The sequence below is a fragment of the Nocardia sp. NRRL S-836 genome (genome assembly GCF_001279525.1).
Classification (GTDB): Bacteria; Actinomycetota; Actinomycetes; order Mycobacteriales; family Pseudonocardiaceae; genus Lentzea.
Genome location: NZ_LGDY01000002.1, coordinates 219,845 through 241,081 on the forward strand (window position 1 = coordinate 219,845; position 21,237 = coordinate 241,081).

The 21,237-nt window shown below is 70.9% G+C and carries 20 protein-coding genes; 5 read left to right on the forward strand and 15 right to left on the reverse strand.

Features of this window, described 5'->3' with window-relative positions; all coding sequences use genetic code 11:
• Positions 1–53: 53 nt before the first annotated feature.
• Entirely contained in the window at positions 54–1,001 is a 948-nt protein-coding gene (locus tag ADL03_RS03125) for a Gfo/Idh/MocA family protein (RefSeq protein ID WP_053731815.1), read from the reverse strand.
• 22 nt (positions 1,002–1,023) lie between these two features.
• On the opposite strand from ADL03_RS03125, the gene ADL03_RS03130 reads away from it, so the two are divergent.
• On the forward strand, positions 1,024–1,398 hold the full coding sequence (locus ADL03_RS03130) for a YccF domain-containing protein (RefSeq protein ID WP_053731816.1): 375 nt from the start codon (positions 1,024–1,026) through the stop codon (positions 1,396–1,398).
• A 12-nt stretch (positions 1,399–1,410) separates the two neighbouring features.
• Here the strand turns inward: ADL03_RS03130 and ADL03_RS03135 are convergent, their stop codons facing one another.
• Genes ADL03_RS03135 through ADL03_RS03150 form a run of 4 tightly spaced genes read right to left on the reverse strand, consistent with a single transcriptional unit; the run spans position 1,411 to position 5,102 of the window.
• Positions 1,411–3,006: an AMP-binding protein gene (locus ADL03_RS03135; RefSeq protein ID WP_053731817.1), complete on the reverse strand. Its 1,596-nt coding sequence runs from the start codon at positions 3,004–3,006 to the stop codon at positions 1,411–1,413.
• A 14-nt stretch (positions 3,007–3,020) separates the two neighbouring features.
• Positions 3,021–3,827, reverse strand: a complete 807-nt coding sequence (locus ADL03_RS03140; RefSeq protein ID WP_231641392.1) for a metallophosphoesterase — start codon at positions 3,825–3,827, stop codon at positions 3,021–3,023.
• Positions 3,828–3,859: 32 nt separating this feature from the next.
• Entirely contained in the window at positions 3,860–4,651 is a 792-nt protein-coding gene (locus ADL03_RS03145) for an HAD-IIA family hydrolase (protein ID WP_197288031.1), read from the reverse strand.
• Positions 4,652–4,655: 4 nt separating this feature from the next.
• Entirely contained in the window at positions 4,656–5,102 is a 447-nt protein-coding gene (locus ADL03_RS03150) for a MarR family winged helix-turn-helix transcriptional regulator (RefSeq protein WP_053731868.1), read from the reverse strand.
• 115 nt (positions 5,103–5,217) lie between these two features.
• Here ADL03_RS03150 and moaA point away from each other — a divergent pair, with 115 nt between their 5' ends.
• Together moaA and ADL03_RS03160 are read left to right on the forward strand one after the other, a co-directional pair.
• Positions 5,218–6,276, forward strand: coding sequence for a GTP 3',8-cyclase MoaA (gene moaA, locus ADL03_RS03155; protein ID WP_053731819.1), 1,059 nt, complete (start codon positions 5,218–5,220; stop codon positions 6,274–6,276).
• Between the two features lie 8 nt (positions 6,277–6,284).
• Positions 6,285–6,542, forward strand: coding sequence for a MoaD/ThiS family protein (locus tag ADL03_RS03160; protein ID WP_369808920.1), 258 nt, complete (start codon positions 6,285–6,287; stop codon positions 6,540–6,542).
• 182 nt (positions 6,543–6,724) lie between these two features.
• Here ADL03_RS03160 and ADL03_RS03165 read toward each other — a convergent pair whose 3' ends face one another.
• Positions 6,725–9,160: a tetratricopeptide repeat protein gene (locus ADL03_RS03165; protein WP_053731821.1), complete on the reverse strand. Its 2,436-nt coding sequence runs from the start codon at positions 9,158–9,160 to the stop codon at positions 6,725–6,727.
• Positions 9,157–11,589 carry a tetratricopeptide repeat protein gene (locus tag ADL03_RS03170; protein ID WP_053731822.1) on the reverse strand — a complete coding sequence of 811 codons (2,433 nt, stop codon included), beginning with the start codon at positions 11,587–11,589 and terminating at the stop codon, positions 9,157–9,159. The genes ADL03_RS03165 and ADL03_RS03170 overlap by 4 nt, the downstream gene beginning before the upstream one ends.
• A 412-nt stretch (positions 11,590–12,001) precedes the next feature.
• Between ADL03_RS03170 and ADL03_RS03175 the strand changes: the two genes are divergently transcribed.
• Entirely contained in the window at positions 12,002–12,649 is a 648-nt protein-coding gene (locus ADL03_RS03175) for a transglycosylase family protein (RefSeq protein WP_053731823.1), read from the forward strand.
• A 140-nt stretch (positions 12,650–12,789) separates the two neighbouring features.
• Here ADL03_RS03175 and ADL03_RS03180 read toward each other — a convergent pair whose 3' ends face one another.
• The 6 genes from ADL03_RS03180 to ADL03_RS03205 form a co-directional block, all read right to left on the reverse strand.
• Positions 12,790–14,265 (reverse strand): DUF4185 domain-containing protein, encoded by a 1,476-nt coding sequence (locus ADL03_RS03180; protein WP_053731824.1) that lies wholly within the window; start codon positions 14,263–14,265, stop codon positions 12,790–12,792.
• A 119-nt stretch (positions 14,266–14,384) separates the two neighbouring features.
• The gene (locus tag ADL03_RS03185; RefSeq protein WP_053731825.1) at positions 14,385–14,810 is read right to left on the reverse strand and encodes a molybdenum cofactor biosynthesis protein MoaE; all 426 of its coding nucleotides are present in this window, start codon (positions 14,808–14,810) and stop codon (positions 14,385–14,387) included.
• A complete protein-coding gene (locus ADL03_RS03190) occupies positions 14,807–15,277 on the reverse strand; it encodes a molybdenum cofactor biosynthesis protein B (RefSeq protein ID WP_231641395.1) in 471 nt (156 codons plus the stop codon). Before ADL03_RS03190 ends, ADL03_RS03185 begins: the two co-directional genes overlap by 4 nt.
• A complete protein-coding gene (gene moaC, locus ADL03_RS03195) occupies positions 15,274–15,747 on the reverse strand; it encodes a cyclic pyranopterin monophosphate synthase MoaC (RefSeq protein ID WP_053731827.1) in 474 nt (157 codons plus the stop codon). The genes ADL03_RS03190 and moaC overlap by 4 nt, the downstream gene beginning before the upstream one ends.
• A 48-nt stretch (positions 15,748–15,795) precedes the next feature.
• On the reverse strand, positions 15,796–17,178 hold the full coding sequence (locus tag ADL03_RS03200) for an NAD-dependent malic enzyme (RefSeq protein WP_053731828.1): 1,383 nt from the start codon (positions 17,176–17,178) through the stop codon (positions 15,796–15,798).
• Between the two features lie 108 nt (positions 17,179–17,286).
• A complete protein-coding gene (locus ADL03_RS03205) occupies positions 17,287–17,472 on the reverse strand; it encodes a hypothetical protein (protein ID WP_053731829.1) in 186 nt (61 codons plus the stop codon).
• Between the two features lie 85 nt (positions 17,473–17,557).
• Here ADL03_RS03205 and ADL03_RS03210 point away from each other — a divergent pair, with 85 nt between their 5' ends.
• Positions 17,558–19,810, forward strand: coding sequence for a helicase-associated domain-containing protein (locus ADL03_RS03210; RefSeq protein ID WP_053731830.1), 2,253 nt, complete (start codon positions 17,558–17,560; stop codon positions 19,808–19,810).
• A 99-nt stretch (positions 19,811–19,909) separates the two neighbouring features.
• Here ADL03_RS03210 and ADL03_RS03215 read toward each other — a convergent pair whose 3' ends face one another.
• Together ADL03_RS03215 and ADL03_RS03220 are read right to left on the reverse strand one after the other, a co-directional pair.
• Positions 19,910–20,515, reverse strand: a complete 606-nt coding sequence (locus ADL03_RS03215; protein WP_030470877.1) for an ATP/GTP-binding protein — start codon at positions 20,513–20,515, stop codon at positions 19,910–19,912.
• Complete coding sequence (locus ADL03_RS03220) at positions 20,496–21,233, reverse strand: DUF742 domain-containing protein (protein WP_231641400.1); 738 nt, start codon at positions 21,231–21,233, stop codon at positions 20,496–20,498. Before ADL03_RS03220 ends, ADL03_RS03215 begins: the two co-directional genes overlap by 20 nt.
• Positions 21,234–21,237 lie beyond the last annotated feature (4 nt).

Below are 21,237 nucleotides of genomic sequence, written 5' to 3' on the forward strand. Positions count from 1 at the left end.
GGGGGCCCCGCGTGACCTCCCGGGGAACGCGGGGCCCCGCGTGACGCGGCGGGTTACGCGGTGTAGCTCACGCCGAGCTGGCGCAACGCCTCCTGGAGCGTGCGCATGACCTCCAGCGTGTTCTGCCAGGTGATCAGCGGGCTTTCGGTCAGCCCGGCCGCGACGCACTCCTCGACCGCGCGGATCTGGTGCGTGTAGCCCTCGTTCTCGATGGTGTGCACGACGCCGTTGATGGTCGCGCTCTGCGCGTTGAACATCGGGTCGGCGATCTCGATCGTGCCCTTCGTGCCCGCGATCTGCGCCTCACAGCCGATGTTCGCGACCAGCGAGCAGCTCAGCAACGCGTGCGCGCCACCGGGGTAGCCGAGCAGCAGGCCGGCGTCGGAGTCCACATCGGACGGCGCCTTGCCGCCCCACGCGTGGACCTCCTGCGGCACGCCGAGCAGCATGTGCGCGAACGCGACCGGGTAGACACCGAGGTCGAGCAACGCCCCGCCGCCCGCCTGTTTGGCCCACAGCCGGTCGGCCGGGTCGAAGGCGTGCGCGAAGCCGAAGCTCGCGCGCAGCGAACGGATCTCGCCGATCTCGCCGTTGGTCACCGCCTCGTGCACCTTGCGGATCAACGGGTTGAACCGGGTCCACATGGCCTCCATGAGGAACAGGTTCCTCGACCGCGCCCGTTCGACCATCTCCTCGGCGTCCGCGACCGTCAGCGCGAACGCCTTCTCGCACAGCACGTGCTTGCCCGCGTCGAGCGCGGCGAGCGTGACCTCGTGGTGCTGGCCGTGCGGGGTGGCGACGTAGACGACGTCGACGTCGGGGTCGGCGAGCAGGTCGTGGTAGTCGCCGTAGGCGCGTTCGATGCCGAACCGGTCGGCAAACGCTTGCGCCCTGGTGACGTCGCGGGAGGACACCGCGAGAACTGTGACGCCCTCGACTTTCAGCATGTCGGCGGTCACGGCTTGCGCGATCCCGCCCGTTGCGATCACACCCCACTTCATGGGGTGAGCTTAGATTGGAGGCATGCGCCTCATCCTGAACGTGATCTGGCTGGTGCTCGCCGGGTTCTGGATGGCCGTCGGCTACGCGGTCGCCGGCCTGATCTGCTGCATCCTGATCATCACGATCCCGTGGGGCATCGCGTCGTTCCGGATCGCGAACTACGCCCTGTGGCCGTTCGGCCGCGAGGTGGTCGACAAGCCCGGTGCCGGCACCGGATCGTTGCTGGGCAACGTCATCTGGATCGTCGTCGCGGGGCTGTGGCTCGCCATCGGGCACATCGTCACCGGCATCGCGCTCTGCGTCACGATCGTCGGCATCCCGCTGGGCATCGCGAACTTCAAGCTCGTCAAGGTCTCGCTGGTGCCGCTGGGCAAGGAGATCGTCGAGGTGCCGTGAGACGGGATCGCGCTAGGCGTGCTGGACGCCGTCGTCCAACCCGAGCAGCTCCACCGACCTCGTGCGCATCTCCACCTTGCGCACCTTGCCGGTGACCGTCATCGGGAACTCGTCCACCACGTGCACGTAGCGCGGGATCTTGTAGTGGGCGAGCTTCCCGGCGCAGAACTCCCGCACCGCCGCGGCCGTCAGCGGCTCGGCGCCCTCACGCATCCGCACCCACGCCATGAGCTCCTCGCCGTACTTCGGGTCCGGCACGCCGACCACCTGGGCGTCGAGCACGTCCGGGTGCGTGTAGAGGTACTCCTCGACCTCGCGCGGGTAGACGTTCTCGCCACCGCGGATCACCATGTCCTTGATGCGGCCGGTGATGTTGACGTACGAGTCGTCGTCCATCACGGCCAGGTCGCCGGTGTGCATCCAGCCGGCGGCGTCGACGGCCTCCGCGGTCTTCTCCGGCTCGTCCCAGTAGCCGAGCATGACGGAGTAGCCGCGGGTGCAGAGCTCCCCCGGTGTGCCGCGGGGAACTGTCGCGCCGGTGACCGGGTCGACGATCTTGACCTCGAGGTGCGGGCCGACCCGGCCGACGGTGCCGACGCGGCGGTCGAGGGAGTCGTCGACGCGGGTCTGCGTCGACACGGGCGAGGTCTCGGTCATGCCGTAGCAGATGGAGACCTCGCGCATGCCCATCCGGTCGACCACCTGCTTCATCACCTCGACCGGGCACGGGGAGCCGGCCATGATCCCGGTGCGCAGCGAGGAGAGGTCGTAGGAGTCGGCCAGGTCGAGCATGGCGATGAACATCGTGGGCACGCCGTAGAGCGACGTGCACCGCTCCTCCTGCACGGCGGCCAGGGTCGCGGCCGGGTCGAAGGCCGGCGCGGGGATCACGACGCACGCGCCGTGGCTGGTGGCGGCGAGGTTGCCCATGACCATGCCGAAGCAGTGGTAGAACGGCGGCACCACGCAGATGCGGTCGTCCTCGGTGTAGCTCAGCAGCTCGCCGACGAAGTAGCCGTTGTTGAGGATGTTGTGGTGCGACAGGGTCGCGCCCTTGGGGAAACCGGTCGTGCCGGACGTGTACTGGATGTTGATCGGGTCGTCCCGGTCCAGCGCGACGTCCGGGAGCTCCGCGCCGGTCCACTGTGGATCGTCGAGGAACACCACGTGCCGCAGCGCGGTGCAGCGCGGCCGGACCTCGTCGATCATGCCCGCGTAGTCGGAGGTCTTGAACGACCGCGCGGACACCAGCGTGTGGACGCCCGCCTGGTTCAGCACGTACTCCAGCTCGTGCACGCGGTAGGCCGGGTTGACGTTGACCAGGATCGCGCCGATCCGTGCGGTGGCGTACTGCACGAAGACCCACTCCGCGCAGTTCGGTGCCCAGATGCCCACCCGGTCGCCCTTGCGCACGCCCAGCGCCGTGAGCCCGGCGGCCACGCGGGAGACCTCGGCCGCCAGCTCGGTGTAGGTCCACCGGCGATCAGTCGCCTTGTCGACAAGTGCCTCGCGGTCGCCGAAGCGCGCGACGGTCGCGGCGAGGTTGTCGCCGATGGTGTCGCCCAGCAGCGGGGCGGCCGACGTGCCCGAGGAGTAGCTGGCGGTCATTCATGCCACCGTAGTCAGGCCTGCGGGTAGGGCAAGGGGACGACGAGGCACGGCCCGCCGCTGTAGAGGCCGGCGTCGATCGCCAGCACCTTGTCGTCCGCGTACACCAGCGGCCCGTCGATCTGCTCCGGCGTGACCCCGAGCTGGTCGGCGATGACGCTGTGCCCGTGCACGATCGTGTTGCCGCCCAGGGTGGCCAGCAGCTCGTCGGCGATCTCCGAGCCCTGCGGGCCGCGGAAGGCGTACCTGGTCGTCATCTTGCGCCAGCACTCCCACCACTCGACCAGGTCGTCGCCCTTGAGCACCTGCCGGACTGCGTCGTTGACCTCCTCGATCGAGGACCCCCATTCGAGGTAGGCCACCGTGTCGGAGTGCATCAGCAGGTGGTCGTCGCGCAGCTGCAGCACCGGCCGGGTCGTCAGCCACTCGACGTGGGCGTCGGTCAGCCGGTCCTGGTCGCTGCGCAGCCCGCCGTTGAGCAGCCAGCTGCGCGCGAACGACCGCGGCCCCATGCTGTCGGGCACCTGCTCGTCGCCGAACCGGTACATGCCCAGCAGCAGCACCTCGTGGTTGCCGATCAACGAGTTGACCGCGCCACCCGCCTGCGCCGCCTCCTCGCCGAGGCGCATGACCAGGTCGATCACGCCGACGCCGTCGGGGCCGCGGTCCACGAAGTCGCCGAGGAACCACAGCTCGGCCGCACCACCGGCCCAGTGCCCCTCCTCGTCGCACAGCTCGGCGGCGTGCAGGGCCCTGATCAGTTCGGCGAGGTGCCCGTGCACGTCACCCACGACGTACATCGGACGGCGATCCTTGTCCACCTCCGCGACGATAGGTGATGAACCCTCGCGCGTCAGTGGTCAGTCCAGTCGCCGAACGGGTCCTGAGAGTGACCGACCAGCTCGGCGATCGACTTGAGCACGCGCGTCGGCCGGTACGGGTACATCTCGGCGTGCTCGGAGGTGAAGATCCCGGACAGCACCAGGATCGTGGACAGGCCCGCCTCCAGGCCCGAGCGCACGTCGGTGTCCATCCGGTCGCCGATCATGAGAGCGTTCTCCGAGTGCGAGCCCAGCGCGCGCAGGGCCGACCGCATCATCAACGGGTTCGGCTTGCCCACGTAGTACGGCGCACGCCCGGTGGCGCGCTCGATCAACGCCGCCACCGCGCCGGTCGCGGGCAGCGAGCCCTCGCGGGACGGGCCGGTCGCGTCCGGGTTGGTCGCGATGAACTTCGCGCCCTCCTCGACCAGGCGGATGGCCTTGGTGATCGCCGTGAAGCTGTAGGTGCGGGTCTCGCCGAGCACCACGTAGTCCGGGTCGCGGTCGGTCAGCACGTAGCCGATCTCGTGCAGCGCGGTGGTGAGGCCGGCCTCGCCGATGACGAACGCCGAGCCGTTCGGGCGCTGCGAGTCGAGGAACCGGGCGGTGGCCAGCGCGGAGGTCCAGATCGAGGACTCGGGGATGTCGAGGCCGGTGCGCAGCAGCCGCGCGCGCAGGTCGCGTGGCGTGTAGATGGAGTTGTTCGTCAGCACGAGGAACGGGGTCTCGGAGGCGCGCAGCTCTCCCACGAACTCGTCAGCACCGGGGATCAGGTGCTCTTCGTGCACCAGAACGCCGTCCATGTCCATCAAGTAGTGCCACATGGGTCTAAGTATCGATCACGCGCTTGCGGAACGTCTCGATCTGGAGCTTGAGATAACGCTCGATCACGTCGAGCTCGTCGGCGTCGAAGTGGTCGAGCACCTCGACCAGGCTCAGCCGGGCCTTCTCGAACGGGGCACCGAACTTCTCCAGGTCACCCGGTGTGACCTCGACCAGGACCTTGCGGCGGTCGTGCGGGTCGCGGACCCGGCGGACGTAGCCGGCCCGTTCGAGGCGGTCGATCACGCCGGTGACGGCGCCGGTGGACAGGCCGGACAGCTCGGCGATGCGACCGGCGGTGAGCGGTCCGTCCGCCCGCAGCGCGAGGTCGAGGCACTTCTCGTCGGTCGGCGACAGACCCATCTGCGCGGCCACCTTCGTGTGGAACATGACGGTGAGCGCGCTTTGCTCCCGCATGTACCAGGTGAACCTCTCCAGCGCCTCCGGTTCCATGTCGAACATCTTAGCCGCTAAGACAATTCCTTGTGACCGTGCTCCAAACGGGCGGAACGTGATAAAGCCTTCTTGTGTCGTCATCAACGAGAGGTTCTTCATTACCCTTGATGAGGTGACAGCAGTCGAACTGGGACTACCCGTCGTTCGCGGCACGCCGGACGCGTCCACGCGGCCGGACACGCCGCGGCTCGTCGACCGGTTCGGGCGGGTCGCGAAGGACCTGCGGGTCTCGCTCACCGACCGCTGCAACCTGCGGTGCACGTACTGCATGCCGGCCGAGGGCCTCGACTGGCTGCAGAAGGACGAGCTGCTCACCGACGCCGAACTGGTCCGGCTGCTGCGGATCGCGGTGGTCGACCTGGGCGTCACCGACATCCGGTTCACCGGCGGCGAGCCGTTGCTGCGCCGCGGCCTGGAGAACGTGATCGCCGCGACCGCCGAGCTGGAACCCCGGCCGCGGATGTCGATGACCACGAACGGCATCGGCCTGTCCCGGCGGGCGAAGTCGCTGAAGGCCGCCGGACTGAACCGCATCAACGTCTCGCTCGACACCCTCGACCCCGACCGCTTCGCGACCCTGACCAGGCGCGACCGCATCACCGACGTGCTCGACGGCCTCGACGCCGCACGCGAGGCCGGCCTGGAACCGGTGAAGGTCAACTCCGTGCTGCTGCGCGGCGTGAACGACGACGAGGCCGTCCCGCTGCTGCGGTTCTGCGTGGAGAACGGCTACCAGCTGCGGTTCATCGAGCAGATGCCGCTCGACCCGCAGCACGGCTGGACCCGCACGAACATGGTCACCGCCGACGAGATCCTCGCGATGTTGTCCACCGCCTACACGCTCACACCCTCCGAGGTCCCGCGCGGCGGCGCCCCAGCCGAACGCTGGCTGGTCGACGGCGGCCCCGCGGTGGTCGGCGTGATCGCGTCGGTGACCAGGCCGTTCTGCGCCGCCTGCGACCGCACCCGGCTCACCTCCGACGGCCAGATCCGCAACTGCCTGTTCAGCCAGTCGGAGACGGACCTGCGCGCCCTGCTGCGCGACGGCTCCCCCGACTCGGCCGTCGCCGACGCCTGGCGCGCCACGATGTGGGCGAAGGCGGCCGGGCACGGCATCAACGACGCGGGCTTCAGCCAGCCCGACCGCCCCATGAGCGCGATCGGAGGATGACGGTGCCTGTGACGACCGCCGTGAGGATCCGCTACTTCGCGGGCGCGCGCGCCGCGGCCGGGGTCGCGGACGAGGACCTGGTGCTCGACGGCGACCCCACGGTCGCGGTCGTGGTCAGCGCCATCGGGCAACGGCACGGTGACCGGCTCGGGAAGGTGCTCGCGGCGTCGAGCTTCCTGCTGGACGGGGTCGCGGTGCGGGACACGTCGGTGCGGGTGCCGGCCGGGGCCCAGCTGGACGTGCTGCCGCCGTTCGCGGGCGGCTGAGCAGGGCGGCTGAGCAGGGCGGCCGGGGTTCGGACCGGCCGGAGCGCGGGCGGCCGGATCGCGGGCGGCTGAGCCCGAGCGGTCGGATCGCGGGCGGCTGGGCGCGGGCCGTTGAGCCCGAGCGGTCGGATCGCGAGCCGTTGAACGCAAGCTCTTGAGCACGGGCCGTTGAGCCTCGGCGGCTAGCTCGCGGGCGGTTCGCCCACGGACAGCTCGGCCAGGCGCCGTTCCCACACCCTGCGCCCGGTCGCCCGAGCCAGCTCCATCCCGCGCAGCCGCAACCGCTCGGCCTCCTCGAACTCCCCCATCGCCCGCCGGATCTCCACGAGCTCGGCCACCACCTGCACCTGCCGCACCCGCAGCTGGCCGCGTTCGGCGCGGTCGTCGGCCTCGGTGGCGTAGCGCAGTGCCAGGTCGAGGTGGCCGGCCACGCGGTGGTCGGCGGCCAGAGCGGCGAGTGCCTGGACCTCTCCCCTGGCGAACCCCGCCTTGCGGGAGATCGCCAGCGACTGCTCGTGCTCGACGACGGCCTCCTCGACGCGGCCCTGCCGTTCCAGTGCCGTGCCGAGGCTGATGCGGCCGTCGGCCTCGTGCGTGTCGTCGCCGCTCGCCACGGCCAGCTCGACGGCGCGGCGGGCGTCCTGCTCCGCCTCGGCGTGGCGGCCCTGTTCGAGGCGGAGGAACGCGCGGGTCTCCATGCTGCGGCTCGGGAAGTGCGGGCCCAGCTCCGGGGTGGTGAGGGTGGCGACCTCGGCCAGGTAGCGCTCCGAGGTGTCGAAGTCGCCGGGGAAGAGGTAGACCGAGGCGAGGCCCTGCAGGCAGTAGGCGACACCGGCGGTGAGGCCGGCGGCGCGGGAGATCCGCAGGGCCTCCTCGCCGTAGGAGACGGCCAGGTCGAGCGGGCCCAGGTCGACCAGGATGCTGCTGAGGTTGTAGAGGGCGTTCGGGCTGCGTTCGATGGTCAGCGACTCCTGCATCGCCGCGACCGCCTCTGCGAGGTCGCCGAGCTCCCAGTGGATGATGCCGAGGTTGGTCAGCAGTGAGCCCAGGACCTGCCGGTCGCCGTGGTCGCGGGCCAGCGCCACGGCGCGGGTGTACTCGGGCAGGGCCTCGGCGAACTCGCCGGAACGCCAGTGCGCGAGGCCGAGCGAGCCGTGCATGGTCGCCTCGGCGCCCACGTCGCCGCGGGCACGGGCGGCGCGCAGGCCGGCGCGGGCGCTGGTCTGCCACTCGACGACGTTCGCCGCGTGGTGCAGGAAGTGGGCGCGCATCGCGTCGGTCAGCTGCCAGGCGACGGGCTGGTCGCCGGCGGCGAGGATCGCGGCGACGACGTTCTGGCGTTCGGTGTCGAGCCAGGCCAGCGCGCCGGTCATGGTGGCCAGGTCGTGGACGGGCAGGTCGGGCGGCAGCTCCGGCAACGGCAGGCGGTGCAGCTCCGGGTTCAGCGTGCGGCCCGCGCGGTCGGCGTTGAGCAGGTAGTAGGAGAACAGGCGGGCCGGTGACGCGTCGCCCAGCCGCAGTGCGTACGCGCGCAGCAGGTCGTGGAGGCTGTGGCGGTCTTGCGCGCGTTGCACCAGGTTCGCCGCGACGAGCTGGTCCAGCGGTTCGGCGGCGGGTGCGCCGAGCAGCGCGGTCGCGGCCTCGACGCCGAAGTCCGGGCCGGGGATCTGACCGAGCAGCCGGAACAAGCGTTGCGCGCGGTCGGGCAGTGCGAGGTAGGACAGTTCGAACGTGGCGCGCACGGCCGTGTCGCCCTCGATCTCCAGCGCGTCCAGCCTGCCCTCGCCGCGCAGGTCGGCGAGGTAGTCGGTGAGGTGGCGGTCGGTCAGGTGCGCCGCGGCGATCCGCAGGGCGAGCGGCAGGTGGGCGCACCAGCCGACGAGCTCGGCGCGGTCGGGCAGCGCGCCGTCGATGCGCATGTTGGTGAGCAGCTCGTCGGCCTCGGCGTCGTCGAACACGCCCAGCCGGAGCTGCTCGTGGTCCGGCAGGTCGGTGCGGCTGGTGACGATCACCCGGCTGCCCGGACCGGCCGGCAGCAGCGGGGCGACCAGGTCGGCGGTGGCGTTGTCGATCACCACGAGCAGGCGCAGCCCGGCGGTCAGCTGCCCGTACAGGTCGGTCTGCGCGTCGAGCGAGGCCGGGACCTGGTCGGCGCCCAGTGCGCGCAGGAACCGGGAGAGCGCCTGCTCGGCGGTCACCGGCTCGCTCTCGGAGAACGCGCGGAGGTTCACGTGCAGCTGGCCGTCGGGGTGGGCGTCGCTCAGCCGGTGGGCGACGTGGACGGCGAGCGAGGTCTTGCCGACGCCGGGCGGGCCGGTGATCGCGAGCACCGGCGCCCGCGAGCGCAGCGCGGCCTCGATCTCCTCGGCGCGGCCGACGAAGTCGGGCAGGTCGGCCGGCAGCTGGCGCGGGCCGGGCCTGCGCACGACCAGGCGGTAGCCGTGCGGCTCGGTGATCACGGTGTCGGTGGCGCGCAGCCGTTGGACGAGGTTGCGCAGCGCGGCCTTCGGGTTCGCCGGCCGGCCGTCCGCCCAGACGGCGTCGATCAGCTCGTCGAACGAGACGGGCTGACCGGGACGGGCGGCGAGCGCGGTGCGGAGCAGGTCGATCCTGGTCATGCGGTGTCCAGCTCCTCCTGCCAGAACCGGCACCCGGTCTCGGCCACGAGGGCGAGGCCGGCGCGTTTCACCTCGTCGGCGGCCCGGTCGTCGCCCATGGCCCGGTGCACCCCGGCCAGCACGGCGAGCACGCGGGTGCCGCGGACGCGCATCTCCCCGGCGCGGGCACGGTCGCGGGCGTGCAGGGCGAGCCGCAGCGCCTCGGCGTGCTCGCCGGCCGCGAGGTGGTCGGCCGCGAGACCGGCCAGGGCGTTGACCTCGCCGCGCAGGTAACCGGACTTGAGGCTCATGGCGAGCGCCTCGTTGTGGGCGTGCATCGCGAGGTCGATCTCACCGCGGGCGCGGTGCACCTCGCCGAGCGTGTCGTGGCCGTCGCCCTCGTCCTTGGCGCTGTGTGCCTCCTGCGCCTGCTCGATGGCCTTCATCCCGCTCACCATCGCATCGTGGAGGCGGCCACGCGCGAGCGCGAGCTGAGCGTGCGAGTCGAACCCCGGCACCCGGCGCACGAGGCCGGGCGGTGCGGCGGCGCGCAGGGCGTCGGCCCTGGCGAGGAACTCCTCCGCGCCGTCGTGGTCGCCCATCAGCTGCAGGACCTCGACGATCGCGTTGACCGCGAGGATGCGGCCGACGAGCAGGTCCTGGGCCTCGGCGATCTCCAGCGCGCGGGTCACGTGCGCCAGCGAGACCGACAGCGGACCGAGGTCGAGGTGGACGCCACCGAGGTTGAACAGCACGGCCGGGTTGTCCGGCGACATCTCCAGCGCCTCGCCGAGCAGGTCGGCGGCGACGCGCAGCCGGCCGAGCTCCCAGTTCACGATGCCGCTGTTGATCAGCAACGACGCCCTGACCCGGTCGTCGCGGTGCTCGCGCAGGATGGCGAGCGCCTTGCCGTAGTGCTCGACGGCGTCGGCGAGCTGGCCGCCGACGCTCCAGTGCGCGAGACCGAGGCTGCCGTGCATGACGGCCTTCGCGATCTCGTCGCCCGCCTGCGTGGCCGCCGCGAGACCGGCGCGGGCGGCGGCGAACCAGTCGACGTGGTGGGCCTGGAAGTGGAAGTGGCCGCGCAGCAGGTCGACGAGCAGCCACGCGATGGGGACCGGACCGGCCTGGCGGACGGCGGCGACGATGTTGACGCGTTCGGCGTCGAGCCACGCCACGGCGGCGGCTTCGGTCGTGAGGTCGTGCCGTGGCAGGTCTTGCGCCAACGGCGGCAGGTCCAGCCGGAAGAACTCCTTGTTGAGCGTGCGCGCCGCCTGCTCGGCGTTCACCAGGTAGTAGTCGAGGAGCCTTGTGCGAGCGCTCTCATCGGCTCCGAGGTGCACCGAGTACACGCGGAGCAGGTCGTGGAGGCTGTAGCGGTCGTGCGAGCGGTGCACGAGGTTCGCGGCGACGAGCTGGTCGAGCACGTCGGCGGCGTCCTCGTGCAGCAGCGCCGTGGCAGCGCCGACGCCGAAGTCCTGGCCGGGGACCAGCCCGAGCAGCCGGAACAACCGTTGCGCCGCAGCGGGTTGCGCCCGGTAGGAGAGGTCGAACGTGGCGTTGACGGCGGCGTCGCCCTCGATCTGCAACGCGTCGAGCCGGTCGTCGCCGCGCAGCTCGCTCACGTAGTCGGGCAGGTAGCGGCCGGCGAGGTTCGCGCCCGCGATGCGCAGCGCCAGCGGGAGGTTGGCGCACAACCTGATCAGCTCGGCGCGGTCGTGGTCTCCGCCCTCGACGCGCATGTTGTCGAGCAGCGCGTGCGCCTCGTCCGCGTCGAACACGCCGAGGCGGACCTGGTGGTGCTCCGGCAGGTCCGTGCGGCTGGAGACGAGCACCCGCGCGTGCCCGGCGACGGGCAGCAGCGGGTCGAGCAGCTCGCGGGTGGCGTTGTCGACCACGAACAGCACCCGGCGGTTCCTGAGCAGGTTCGCGAGCAACGCGTGCTGCGCGGCGAGGTCGACCGGAACCTGCTCGGCGCCGAGCGCGCGCAGGAACCGGGCGAGCGCCTGTTCCGGCCTGACGGGTTCGCCGGGCGAGAACGCGCGGAGGTCCGCGTACAGCTGGCCGTCCGGGAAGTCCGCGCGCAGGCGGTGGGCGAGGTGGACGGCGAAGGAGGTCTTGCCGACGCCGGGCGGCCCGGTGACGGCCAGGACGGCGGCCTCGCTCGCGAGTGCTCGCTCGAGCTCACGCGCGCGGCCGACGAAGTCCGGGAGGTCGGCCGGCAGCTGGCTCGGACCGGGCGGGCGGCGCACGAGCCGGTAGCCCAGCGGCTCGGTGACGACCTGCTCGGTGCGGCGCAGGCGCTGCACGAGGTTGCGCAACGCCGCCCGCGGGTTGCCCGGTGGATCAGCCGGCCAGACGGCGGCCACGAGGTCGTCGAAGGGGACCGGTTCGCCCTGGCTCGCCGCGAGTGCTTCGAGGAGTGCGCGCAGCCTGCTTGCCTCCGCCATACCTTGATCGTAGGGACGTCCCCCGACCGGGAGGAGGCTGTCTCCGATGGCCTAGTCGCCGTGAGCCACGACTCACTTTGAGTGATAGTTCTCGGCCGATCTCAGTATGGAAACAGACCGATAACGGCGTCTTTGAGCTGCGATTTTAGGCGTACTACCCAACTTCCCTGATCGTTACCGTGATTTGGATCACAGGGTGATACGTTTGGTGCGGGTCCTCCCGGTTACGTACCGTCGCTTCTCGGTCGGCCCCGAACCGGCCAAGAGCACCACCGGAAGACCGAACACCGAGCCCAGTCCAGGGGTCTTCCGGAACAACCCCGAGCGAGAGAAGCCGCCGGACTGGGACGCAGGAGCACACCGGGCACCCGAGCCCGAGTTCCTGCCGCAGGTGTGGTGGAACGAGAGGCACATGGCTTTCAACCGTGGCACGCAGGGCAAGCAGTCTTCCGCCGCTCGCACTATCGCCAAGGTCGCGGTCGCCGGCATCATCGCCGGCGCCCCTCTGGGCCTGGCCGTTGGCACCGCCAGCGCCGCCCCCTCGATGGACTGGGACGCCGTCGCCAAGTGCGAGAGCGGCAACAACTGGTCCATCAACACCGGAAACGGCTACTACGGTGGCCTCCAGTTCTCGATGCAGACCTGGCAAGGCCACGGAGGCCAGGGCAACCCGGCCGCCGCCTCCCGCGAGGAGCAGATCCGCGTCGCAGAGCGCGTGCTGCAGACCCAGGGGTACAAGGCCTGGCCGACCTGCGGTGTGAAGGGCCTCGGCGGCCAGACCGCCCCCGCCCCGGCTCGCAAGGCCGCCCCCGCGCCCGCCCAGCAGCAGCAGCGCCAGGCGCAGCCTCAGCAGCGCCAGGCCGCCGCAGTGCCGGTCGCGCCGGTCGCGGGTTCGCTGACGAACCCGAACGGCAACTACGAGATCAAGGCCGGCGACACGCTGTCGAAGATCGCTACCGAGCAGAAGGTCGCCGGTGGCTGGCAGGCGATCGTGGAGAAGAACAAGGGGTTCCTGACGAACCCCGACCTGATCTTCCCCGGGCACAAGATCGCGATCTGACGCGTGGTCACTGACGCTTAGTCAGCAGGACTGTCGGCCCTTCGGGCTGATGCAAGTTGCAGGGACCTCACCGCTACCCCCCGGCGGTGAGGTCCCTGTTCGCGTTGGGTCGAGTCGCGTCCCGTGGCCGGCACGATGTCCTAGTCGGTCGGCGCCATCGCCCCCGCCCGGTGGCGTGCCGCCGACACCCCGGTGTTGGCGCTCGCCGCGGACCTGGTCACCGCCGCGATGTCGGCTCTGCTCACGCGGTTGTCGGTGTTGTCGCCGAGCACCGCGATCTGCTCGGCCAGCGGCAGCTCCTGCCACTGCGGCGACACCGGCCCGACGTGCCCGGGAAGTGCGGGCTCGTCCTTCGTCACCGCCAGCGTGGCGCCGACCGAGCCACGCGCCGCGACGGTGCCGTACAGGTTGCCGGTCCACTGGCGGACGCCGTAGTACTCCGACCCGACCCATTGCGACAACAGGATGTGGGAGTTCGCCAACGTCGAGTACGGATGCACGATCGGCGCGTAGATGTTCTGGGCCTGCGCGTAGGTCACCTGGGTCTTCGGGGCGGTCCACAGGCCTGTCGGGTACGTCGCCGTCTGGGTGACCGCGCCGCGGCCGCCGTTGAGGAACGACAACACGACCCGTCCCTCGATGACCTGTGCCGACAACTCGCCGATGGCTTCGGTGCGACTCGGTGCGTTGATGATCGGCGTGATCGGCCCGTACTGGCGCCAGTCCCAGCGACCGGAGCCGTCGACACCCCAGAAGCGGTATTGGCTGTAGTTCCACATCTTGTCCCACGGCACCCGCATGAGGTGGATGCCACCGCCGTTCCAGCGGCCCTCGTTGGTCCCGTAGACGTAGACGAAGTTCTCACCCGGCCACATGATCATGGTGTTGTTCTGGAACAGGCTCATGTCGCCGCTGTTCCAGTAGTCCATGTTCTCCCGGTTGGTCTCCAGGTTCCACGTGGTGGTCCAGTTCTCCGCGTGGGTGTCGGTGGACGTCCACAGCCGGGAGTACCAGGTGCGCCAGCTGCCACCGGCACTCGGGATGCCGCCCTGCTCGGGGATCGCCCAGTCGCGCACACCGAACGTGGACATGATGTAGCGGCCATCGGGCAGGTGGATCAGGTCGTTGGGGATCTCGGTGACGACCTGCCCCGGCGTGTTCCTGGCGTAGTTGGGATCGTTGTGCCGGTAGGGGATCATTTCCTTGGCCCGTGAGCCACCGATGGCGTTGTCCCAGCGGATACCGTTCTGCAGGTCGGTGTTCGACTGGCGCAGCCCGACGGGCGAACGCCACCCGGTGACGTTGACCGGCACCGGCTGGTCGAAGGTGTCGCCGAAGATCGAGATGCAGTAACCGTGGTTGGTCCGTGCCGTGAACCCGAGGTCGGTGCCCCGGAAGCCGAACCGGGCCGTCTCGTCGCCCGTGAGGTCCTTGAGGTAGCCGGCCCGCGGAGTACCGGCTGCGCCGGCCGTCGCGGCGCCAAGGCCGCCGAGCCCGCCACCGGCGCCGAGCAGTGCGCCGGCGGCACCCTTGAGGAACGTCGCACGGCTGATGCCGCGACCCGTCCGTGCTGTCGGATCGGTGCCATCGCCGCTGGTGTGGTCGTCGCGTCGCATTCCGCTCCTCAGGGGTGCTCGCTGTGTGACCACGACGCTACCCACTGTTGCGGAAGACCGGAATGAGCAGATTTTGCCAGTGCCGGTACGTCAGTCCCGAAAACCGGGCAGCAGGTCGGCTAGGGGCAGTTGACCCACTCGTCGGTGTTGTCGGAGAAGACCTGGCGTTTCCACACCGGGAGGCGGGCCTTCACCTCGTCCACGAGGTCCGCGCACAGCGAGAAGGCCTCTTTGCGGTGTTCTGCCGCCACGGCGCAGGCGAGGGCGACGTCGCCGATCTTCAGCGGGCCCACCCGGTGGGAGACCGCGATGCCGTGGACGCCGTCGTAGCGGTTCGCCAGGGAGGCGACCACCTCCGTCACCACGTCCTGTGCGGAGGGGTGGGAGTGGTATTCGAGTTCGAGGACCGAGCGGCCGCCGTCGTGGTCGCGGACCACGCCCGAGAACGTGACGACTGCCCCCGCTCGGTCGGAGGTGACCAGGGCCGCGTGTTCCTCCACCGAGAGGGGGGCCTCGGTCACGGCGGCGCGCAGTACGACGCTCACTTGTGGTCTCCTCCGCGGAGTTGGTCCAGGGCGTGGGTCACGACCTTGGCGAGGACGTTCAGGCCGTCGCGGACTCCGCCGGTGGAGCCGGGCAGGTTCACGACCAGGGTGCGGGCGGCGACGCCTGCCACGCCCCTGGAGAGGACCGAGCCGGGGACCTCCGGCCAGCCTGACATGCGGATGGCGTCGGCCAGGCCCGGGATCTCGTAGTCCAGGACGGCTCTCGTGGCTTCCGGGGTGCGGTCGGTCGGGGCGATGCCGGTGCCGCCGGTGGTGATGACCAGGTCCGCGCCCGCGGTGATGGCCGCGGTGAGGGCTTCCTGGACCGGATCGCCGTCGGGGACCACCACCGGCTGGCCGACCTCGAAGCCTTGATCGGTGAGCCAGGTGGTGATCAGGGGACCGCTGCGGTCCGCGTAGACGCCTGCGGCGGCGCGGTTGGAGGCGGTGATGACCACTGCTTTCACGGGCGCTCCCACAGGCCGGACTTGCCGCCTTCCTTGCGTTCCACGCGCACCGCGTTCAGGGTGGCGGCCGGGTCCACGGATTTCACCATGTCGTGCAACGTCAAGCCGGCCACGGAGACGGCGGTCAGGGCCTCCATCTCCACACCGGTGCGGTCGGTGGTGCGGACCGTGGCGGTGATGAGGACCGAGGTGTCGGCCAGTGCCAGGTCGACCACCACCGCGGACAGGGCGATCGGGTGGCAGAGCGGGACCAGTTCCCAGGTGCGTTTCGCGGCCATGATGCCCGCGATGCGGGCCGTGGCCAGTGCGTCGCCCTTGGGCAGGCCGTCGGAGCCCAGCAGTGCTACCACCTCGGCGGTCGTCTGCAGGACGCCCGTGGCGACGGCCGTGCGGGTGGTCTGCTCCTTGCCGGACACGTCGACCATGCGGGCCGCGCCTTGTGAGTCCAGGTGGGTGAACTGCTTGGTCATACCGCGATCGTATGCCTGCCCACGGTGCGCGGCCCCGTGCCGGAAGGCCTAGGAGGTGGCTGCCTTGCGCACGGCCTCGGCCACGGCCGGGGCGACGGTGTTGTCGAAGACCGACGGGACGATGAACGAGGCGTTCAGGCGGTCGCCGTCCACCACGTCCGCGATGGCCTGGGCTGCGGCCAGCAGCATCGCGTCGGTGATGGTGCGGGCGTGCGCGTCCAGCAGGCCGCGGAAGACGCCGGGGAACGCCAGGACGTTGTTGATCTGGTTCGGGAAGTCCGAGCGGCCGGTCGCGACGACGGCGGCGTGCTGCTGGGCCTCCATCGGGTCGATCTCGGGGTCCGGGTTGGCCAGCGCGAACACGATGGCGTCCTTGGCCATCGTGGCGACCTGCTCGGCGCCGAAGAGGTTCGGGGCCGAGACGCCGATGAACACGTCCGAGCCGACCAGCGCGTCGTGCAGGCGGCCGGACTGGTTGTCCTTGTTCGTCGAGGCGGCGATGGACTTCAGGTTCGCGTCCAGGCCGGGGCGGTCGCGGTGCACGATGCCGTCGACGTCCACGGCGATGATGTCGCCGGGCTCCTGGGCCTGCAGCAGGCGGATGATCGCGGAACCGGCCGCGCCGACACCGCAGACGGTGATGCGGCAGTCCTTGATGTCCTTGTTCACGACGCGCAGGGCGTTGCGCAGGGCGGCCACGACCACGATCGCGGTGCCGTGCTGGTCGTCGTGGAAGACCGGGATGTCGAGCTTCTCGCGCAGGCGGGCCTCGATCTCGAAGCAGCGCGGCGCGGAGATGTCTTCGAGGTTGATGCCGCCGTACACGGGAGCGATGAGCTCGACCGCGCGGATGATCTCCTCGGTGTCCTGGGTGTCCAGGCAGACCGGCCAGGCGTCGACGCCGGCGAACTTCTTGAACAGCGCCGCCTTGCCCTCCATCACCGGCAGCGCGGCGGCGGGGCCGAGGTTGCCCAGGCCCAGCACGGCGGAGCCGTCGGTGACCACGGCGACGGTGTTGCGCTTGATGGTCAGGCGGCGCGCGTCGTCCGGGTTCTTGGCGATCGCCTCGCACACGCGGGCCACGCCCGGCGTGTACGCGCGGGAGAGGTCGTCGCGGTTGCGCAGCGGCACCTTCGACGCGATCTCGATCTTGCCGCCGAGGTGCACGAGGAACGTGCGGTCCGACACCTTGCGGACGACGATGCCGGGCAGCGTCTCCAGCGTGTCGGTGATGTCCTTGGCGTGGTTCGCCGAGAGGGCGTTGCAGGTGAGGTCGATGACGACGCGGTCGTTGTGCGACTCCACGACGTCGAACGCCGTGATCACGCCGCCCGCGCGGCCGACGGCCGTAGTCAGGTCACCCGCGGCGCTCGCTGACGGCGGCGCCTCCAGACGAACGGTGATCGAGTAACCAGGGCCGGGGACCGGCATCGTTCTTCCTCCCACGAATTGCTGCTCACGCGGGAAGTGAGCCTATCCCCGGCCCCAATGCGGAACGCACGCGACTCGGCCAGTCTTAAGACCGGCCTGACAATCCACTCAGGACCGGTTGATCTCGGTCACCGGGTGGGTGTACGGGAGCTGGTCCACCGGCAGCGGGAACGTCACCGTGCCGAACGGCGAGAGCGCACCCTGCAGGTCACTGGTCAGTTCGGTGACGGGGTGACCGCCTTCCGGACCTTCCGGCCAGTGCGGGTCGACCCGTCCAGGGCGTCCTTTCGCCACGATCTCCTCCTCGGTGGTGCCTGCTGACCCGACAAGTGTGACAGAGCACGACGAGTTCACCAGCGGCCCATATACCGTGGTGAGAATGTCCGGCATCACTCTCGCCGACTGGCTGCGCGCCCAGGACGACACCGCGCTCGTGGCTCTGCTGCGCGCCCGTCCCGACCTGGCAACGCCCCCACCAGCCGATATGTCCGTGCTCGCGACACGGGTGGGCACCAGGGCGTCGATCGCGCGCGCCTGCGAGGACCTCGACACGTTCACGCTGGCGGTGCTCGAAGGCCTGGTCGTCGCGGGTGCGGACAGCACGCCCGTGGCGTTGGCCACACTCGCGGCGCTGCTCGGGCCGGACGTGAAGCCGAAACCGCTCCGGCAGGCGCTCACCCGGCTGCGGTCGCTGGCACTGCTGTGGGGTGACGACGAGGCGATGTCGGTGCCCCCGGTGACCAGGGAGGCGTTCGGCTCGTACCCCGCCGGGCTCGGTCGCTCGACCGGGCAGACCTACGACCTGAGCGGTATCACCGAGGGTGAGCAGCGGGTGCTGCAGAAGCTCGCCGCCGGACCGCCGATCGGTGACACGAAGGACGCCTCACGGGTCGTGCCGCTGGAGAAGGCCGAGACGCCGGTGCAACGGCTGCTCGCCCGCGGCCTGCTGCTGCGCCGCGACCCCGGCACGGTGGAGCTGCCCCGCGAGATCGCGCTCCAGCTGCGCGGCACCCGCCCGTTGGGCCCGGTCCAGGTCGCCGAGCCCAAGCCGAGGACCGGCGCGGTCAGGCAGGAGAACGTCGACGCGACCGGTGGCGGTGAGGCGCTGGAGCTCGTCCGGCACGCCGAGAAGCTGATCGCGGGCTGGTCGGCCGAGCCGCCGCCGGTGCTGCGCACGGGCGGGCTGGGCGTGCGGGAGCTGCGCAAGGCCGCGAAGGACCTGGGCGTGGACGAACAGCGCGCCGCCCTGCTGATCGAGCTGGTGGTCGGTGCCGACCTGGTCGCGAACACCGAGGCCGCCGAACCGGAGTGGGTGCCGACGACCAAGGCCGACGTGTGGCTCGCCGCGACCGCCGAGGTCCGCTGGGCCACGCTCGCGCACGCCTGGCTGGAGCTGCCCCGGCTGCCCGCGCTGATCGGCCGCCGCGACGAGAAGGACCGGCTGTTCAACCCGCTCGCCGACGAGATCCGCCGCGCGCAGGCGCCGCGTGACCGCCGCTGGGTCCTCGACACGATCGCCGCGCTGCCGGCGGGCACGGCGATCGGCGGTGCCGCGGAGCTGGCTGGGCTGCTCGCCTGGCGGGCGCCGCGCCGTGGCGGGCGGCAGCGCGACGAGCTGGTGCGCTGGACCGTCGAGGAGGGCACCGCCGTCGGCGTGCTCGCGCTCGGCGCCGTCACCACCGCGGGCCGGGCGCTGCTCGACGACGGTGCCGGGAACGCGGCCAAGGCCCTCGCGGACGCGTTGCCCGACCCGCTCGACCACGTGCTGGTCCAGGCCGACCTCACCGTCGTGGCGCCCGGCCGGCTCGAACCCGAGCTGGCCGACGAGATGGCGCTCGTCGCGGACGTCGAGTCGGCGGGCAGCGCCACGGTCTACCGGATCAGCGAGGGCACGGTCCGCCGCGCGCTCGACTCCGGCCGCACGGCCGACGAGCTGCACGAGCTGTTCAAGCTCCGGTCGCGGACACCGGTGCCGCAGTCGCTGACCTACCTGATCGACGACGCGGCACGTCGGCACGGGCGGCTGCGCGGTGGCGCGGCCGGGTCGTTCCTGCGCTGCGACGACCCGGTGCTGGTCAGCGAGGTGCTGGCGCACCCGGAGGCGACCAGGCTGGAGCTGCGCCGGATCGCGCCGACGGTCGTGGTGAGCCCGTTGCCGCTGGCCGAGGTGCTGGACGGGTTGCGCTCGGCCGGGTTCGCCCCGGCCGCGGAGGGTCCCGACGGCCAGGTGCTGGACCTGCGGCCGGGTGGCCGGCGCACCACGCCGAGGCAGCGTTCCGCGCGCAAACCCGCGGCACCGGCCGTGCCCGCCGACGAACGGCTGGGCGAGTTCGTCCGGCTGGTGCGGGCCGGCGACCGGGCCGCGGCGACACCGCGGGGTGAACGCGTCTCCGTCCCCGGTCACCTCGGCGCGGGCCCGTCGGCCACCCTGTCGTTGCTGCAGGAGGCCGCGCGGGCACGCCGCAGCGTGCTGGTCGGGTTCGTCGACTCGCACGGCACGGCGGCGCAGCGCGTGATCGAGCCGCACATCGTGGGCGGCGGGGTGCTGGAGGGCTACGACCACAGCTACGGGGAGGTGCTGCGGTTCCCGCTGCACCGCATCACGTCCGCGGCACTGGTCGACGAGGCCTGACCCAGGCACGACGACCCCGGACACGACGAAGAGGCGAGCGCCGCACCCGGAGGTGGCGCCCGCCTCGTTCGACGTCGAGCAGGTGTGCGGCGGCGGAGATCAGCCGGCGCGGACGGACATCCACTGGCGCATCGCGTGCTCCACCAGCGTGATGAGCGTCTGCTTCGTCGACTGCCGGTTCCGCGCGTCGCACGTCACGATCGGCACCGACTCGTCGATCGTCAACGCCTCGCGCACGTCCTCCAGCCTGTGGTGCAGGAGGCCGTCGAAGCAGTTGACGCCCACGACGTACGGCAGCTGCCGGTCGTCGAAGAAGTCGATCGACGCGAACGCGTCCGCGAGCCTGCGGGTGTCGACCAGGACGATGGCGCCGATGGCACCCCGCACCAGGTCGTCCCACATGAACCAGAACCGGTGCTGACCCGGTGTACCGAAGAGGTACAGGATCAGGTCGCTGTCGAGCGACACGCGGCCGAAGTCCATCGCGACCGTCGTGGTGACCTTGTTCGGCGTGGCGGAGAGGTCGTCCACCCCCGCGCTGGCCTCGGTCATCACCGCCTCGGTGGTCAACGGGACGATCTCGGACACCGAGCCGACGAACGTCGTCTTGCCAACACCGAAGCCACCCGCCACGACGATCTTGGCGGAGGTAGTCGGCTTCCGTGCGCCCTCGGCGCCCTGGGGACTAGAGCCTGCGAAGCCCACTGAGCACCCTCTCCAGGAATTCCATGGAAGGCCGGTCCCCCACGACCAGACCGCCCTGGTGAATCAAAACCAATCCCATGCTTGCCATGTCGCCGATCAACACCCGCACGACGCCAAGAGGCAAGCGTAGGAGTGCCGCGACCTCGGCCACCGACCGCGTGTCCACACACAGCCCGCAGATCGACCTGTGCTCAGGAAGAACCGCGGCATCGCGTTCGAGGCCCCGTTCGCTGGTGGAGATCAGCGCCTCGATCGCAAGGTCGTAGTCAGGTCGTGTGCGTCCACCGGTGCGTGTGTACGGCCGCACCAGTGAACCCGAGTCCGCAGAAGCATTGTCCTCCGGCCGCACAGCAGGCTGTGCACCGGTGCTGTACGCCGGTTGTCCACCGGTGCTGTACACCGGCTGCGGCCCGGTGGTGTACGGCAGTTGTTCGGGCACCGCTTCCGGCATCTCGTGCTGGCCGAACAGGTCCGCGCCGGGGCCACCGAACAACCCGGTGCCGTACCCGTCGATGTCGAACCGGTTCGGCACGTCGTCGTACGGATACGACGACGAGTCATCCACCTCACGCTGAGACATATCGCCTAGCCCTTGCCCTGTAACCCGCTCATCGTGGGGTGCGTCCTCGGCTTCCTCTGGTTCTGGGGGAGGTGCGTCCGGCTCCTCGAACTGAAAGCCACCAGCCGCCCACTCCTGGTAGTTGAAGTTCCTACCCAAGCGG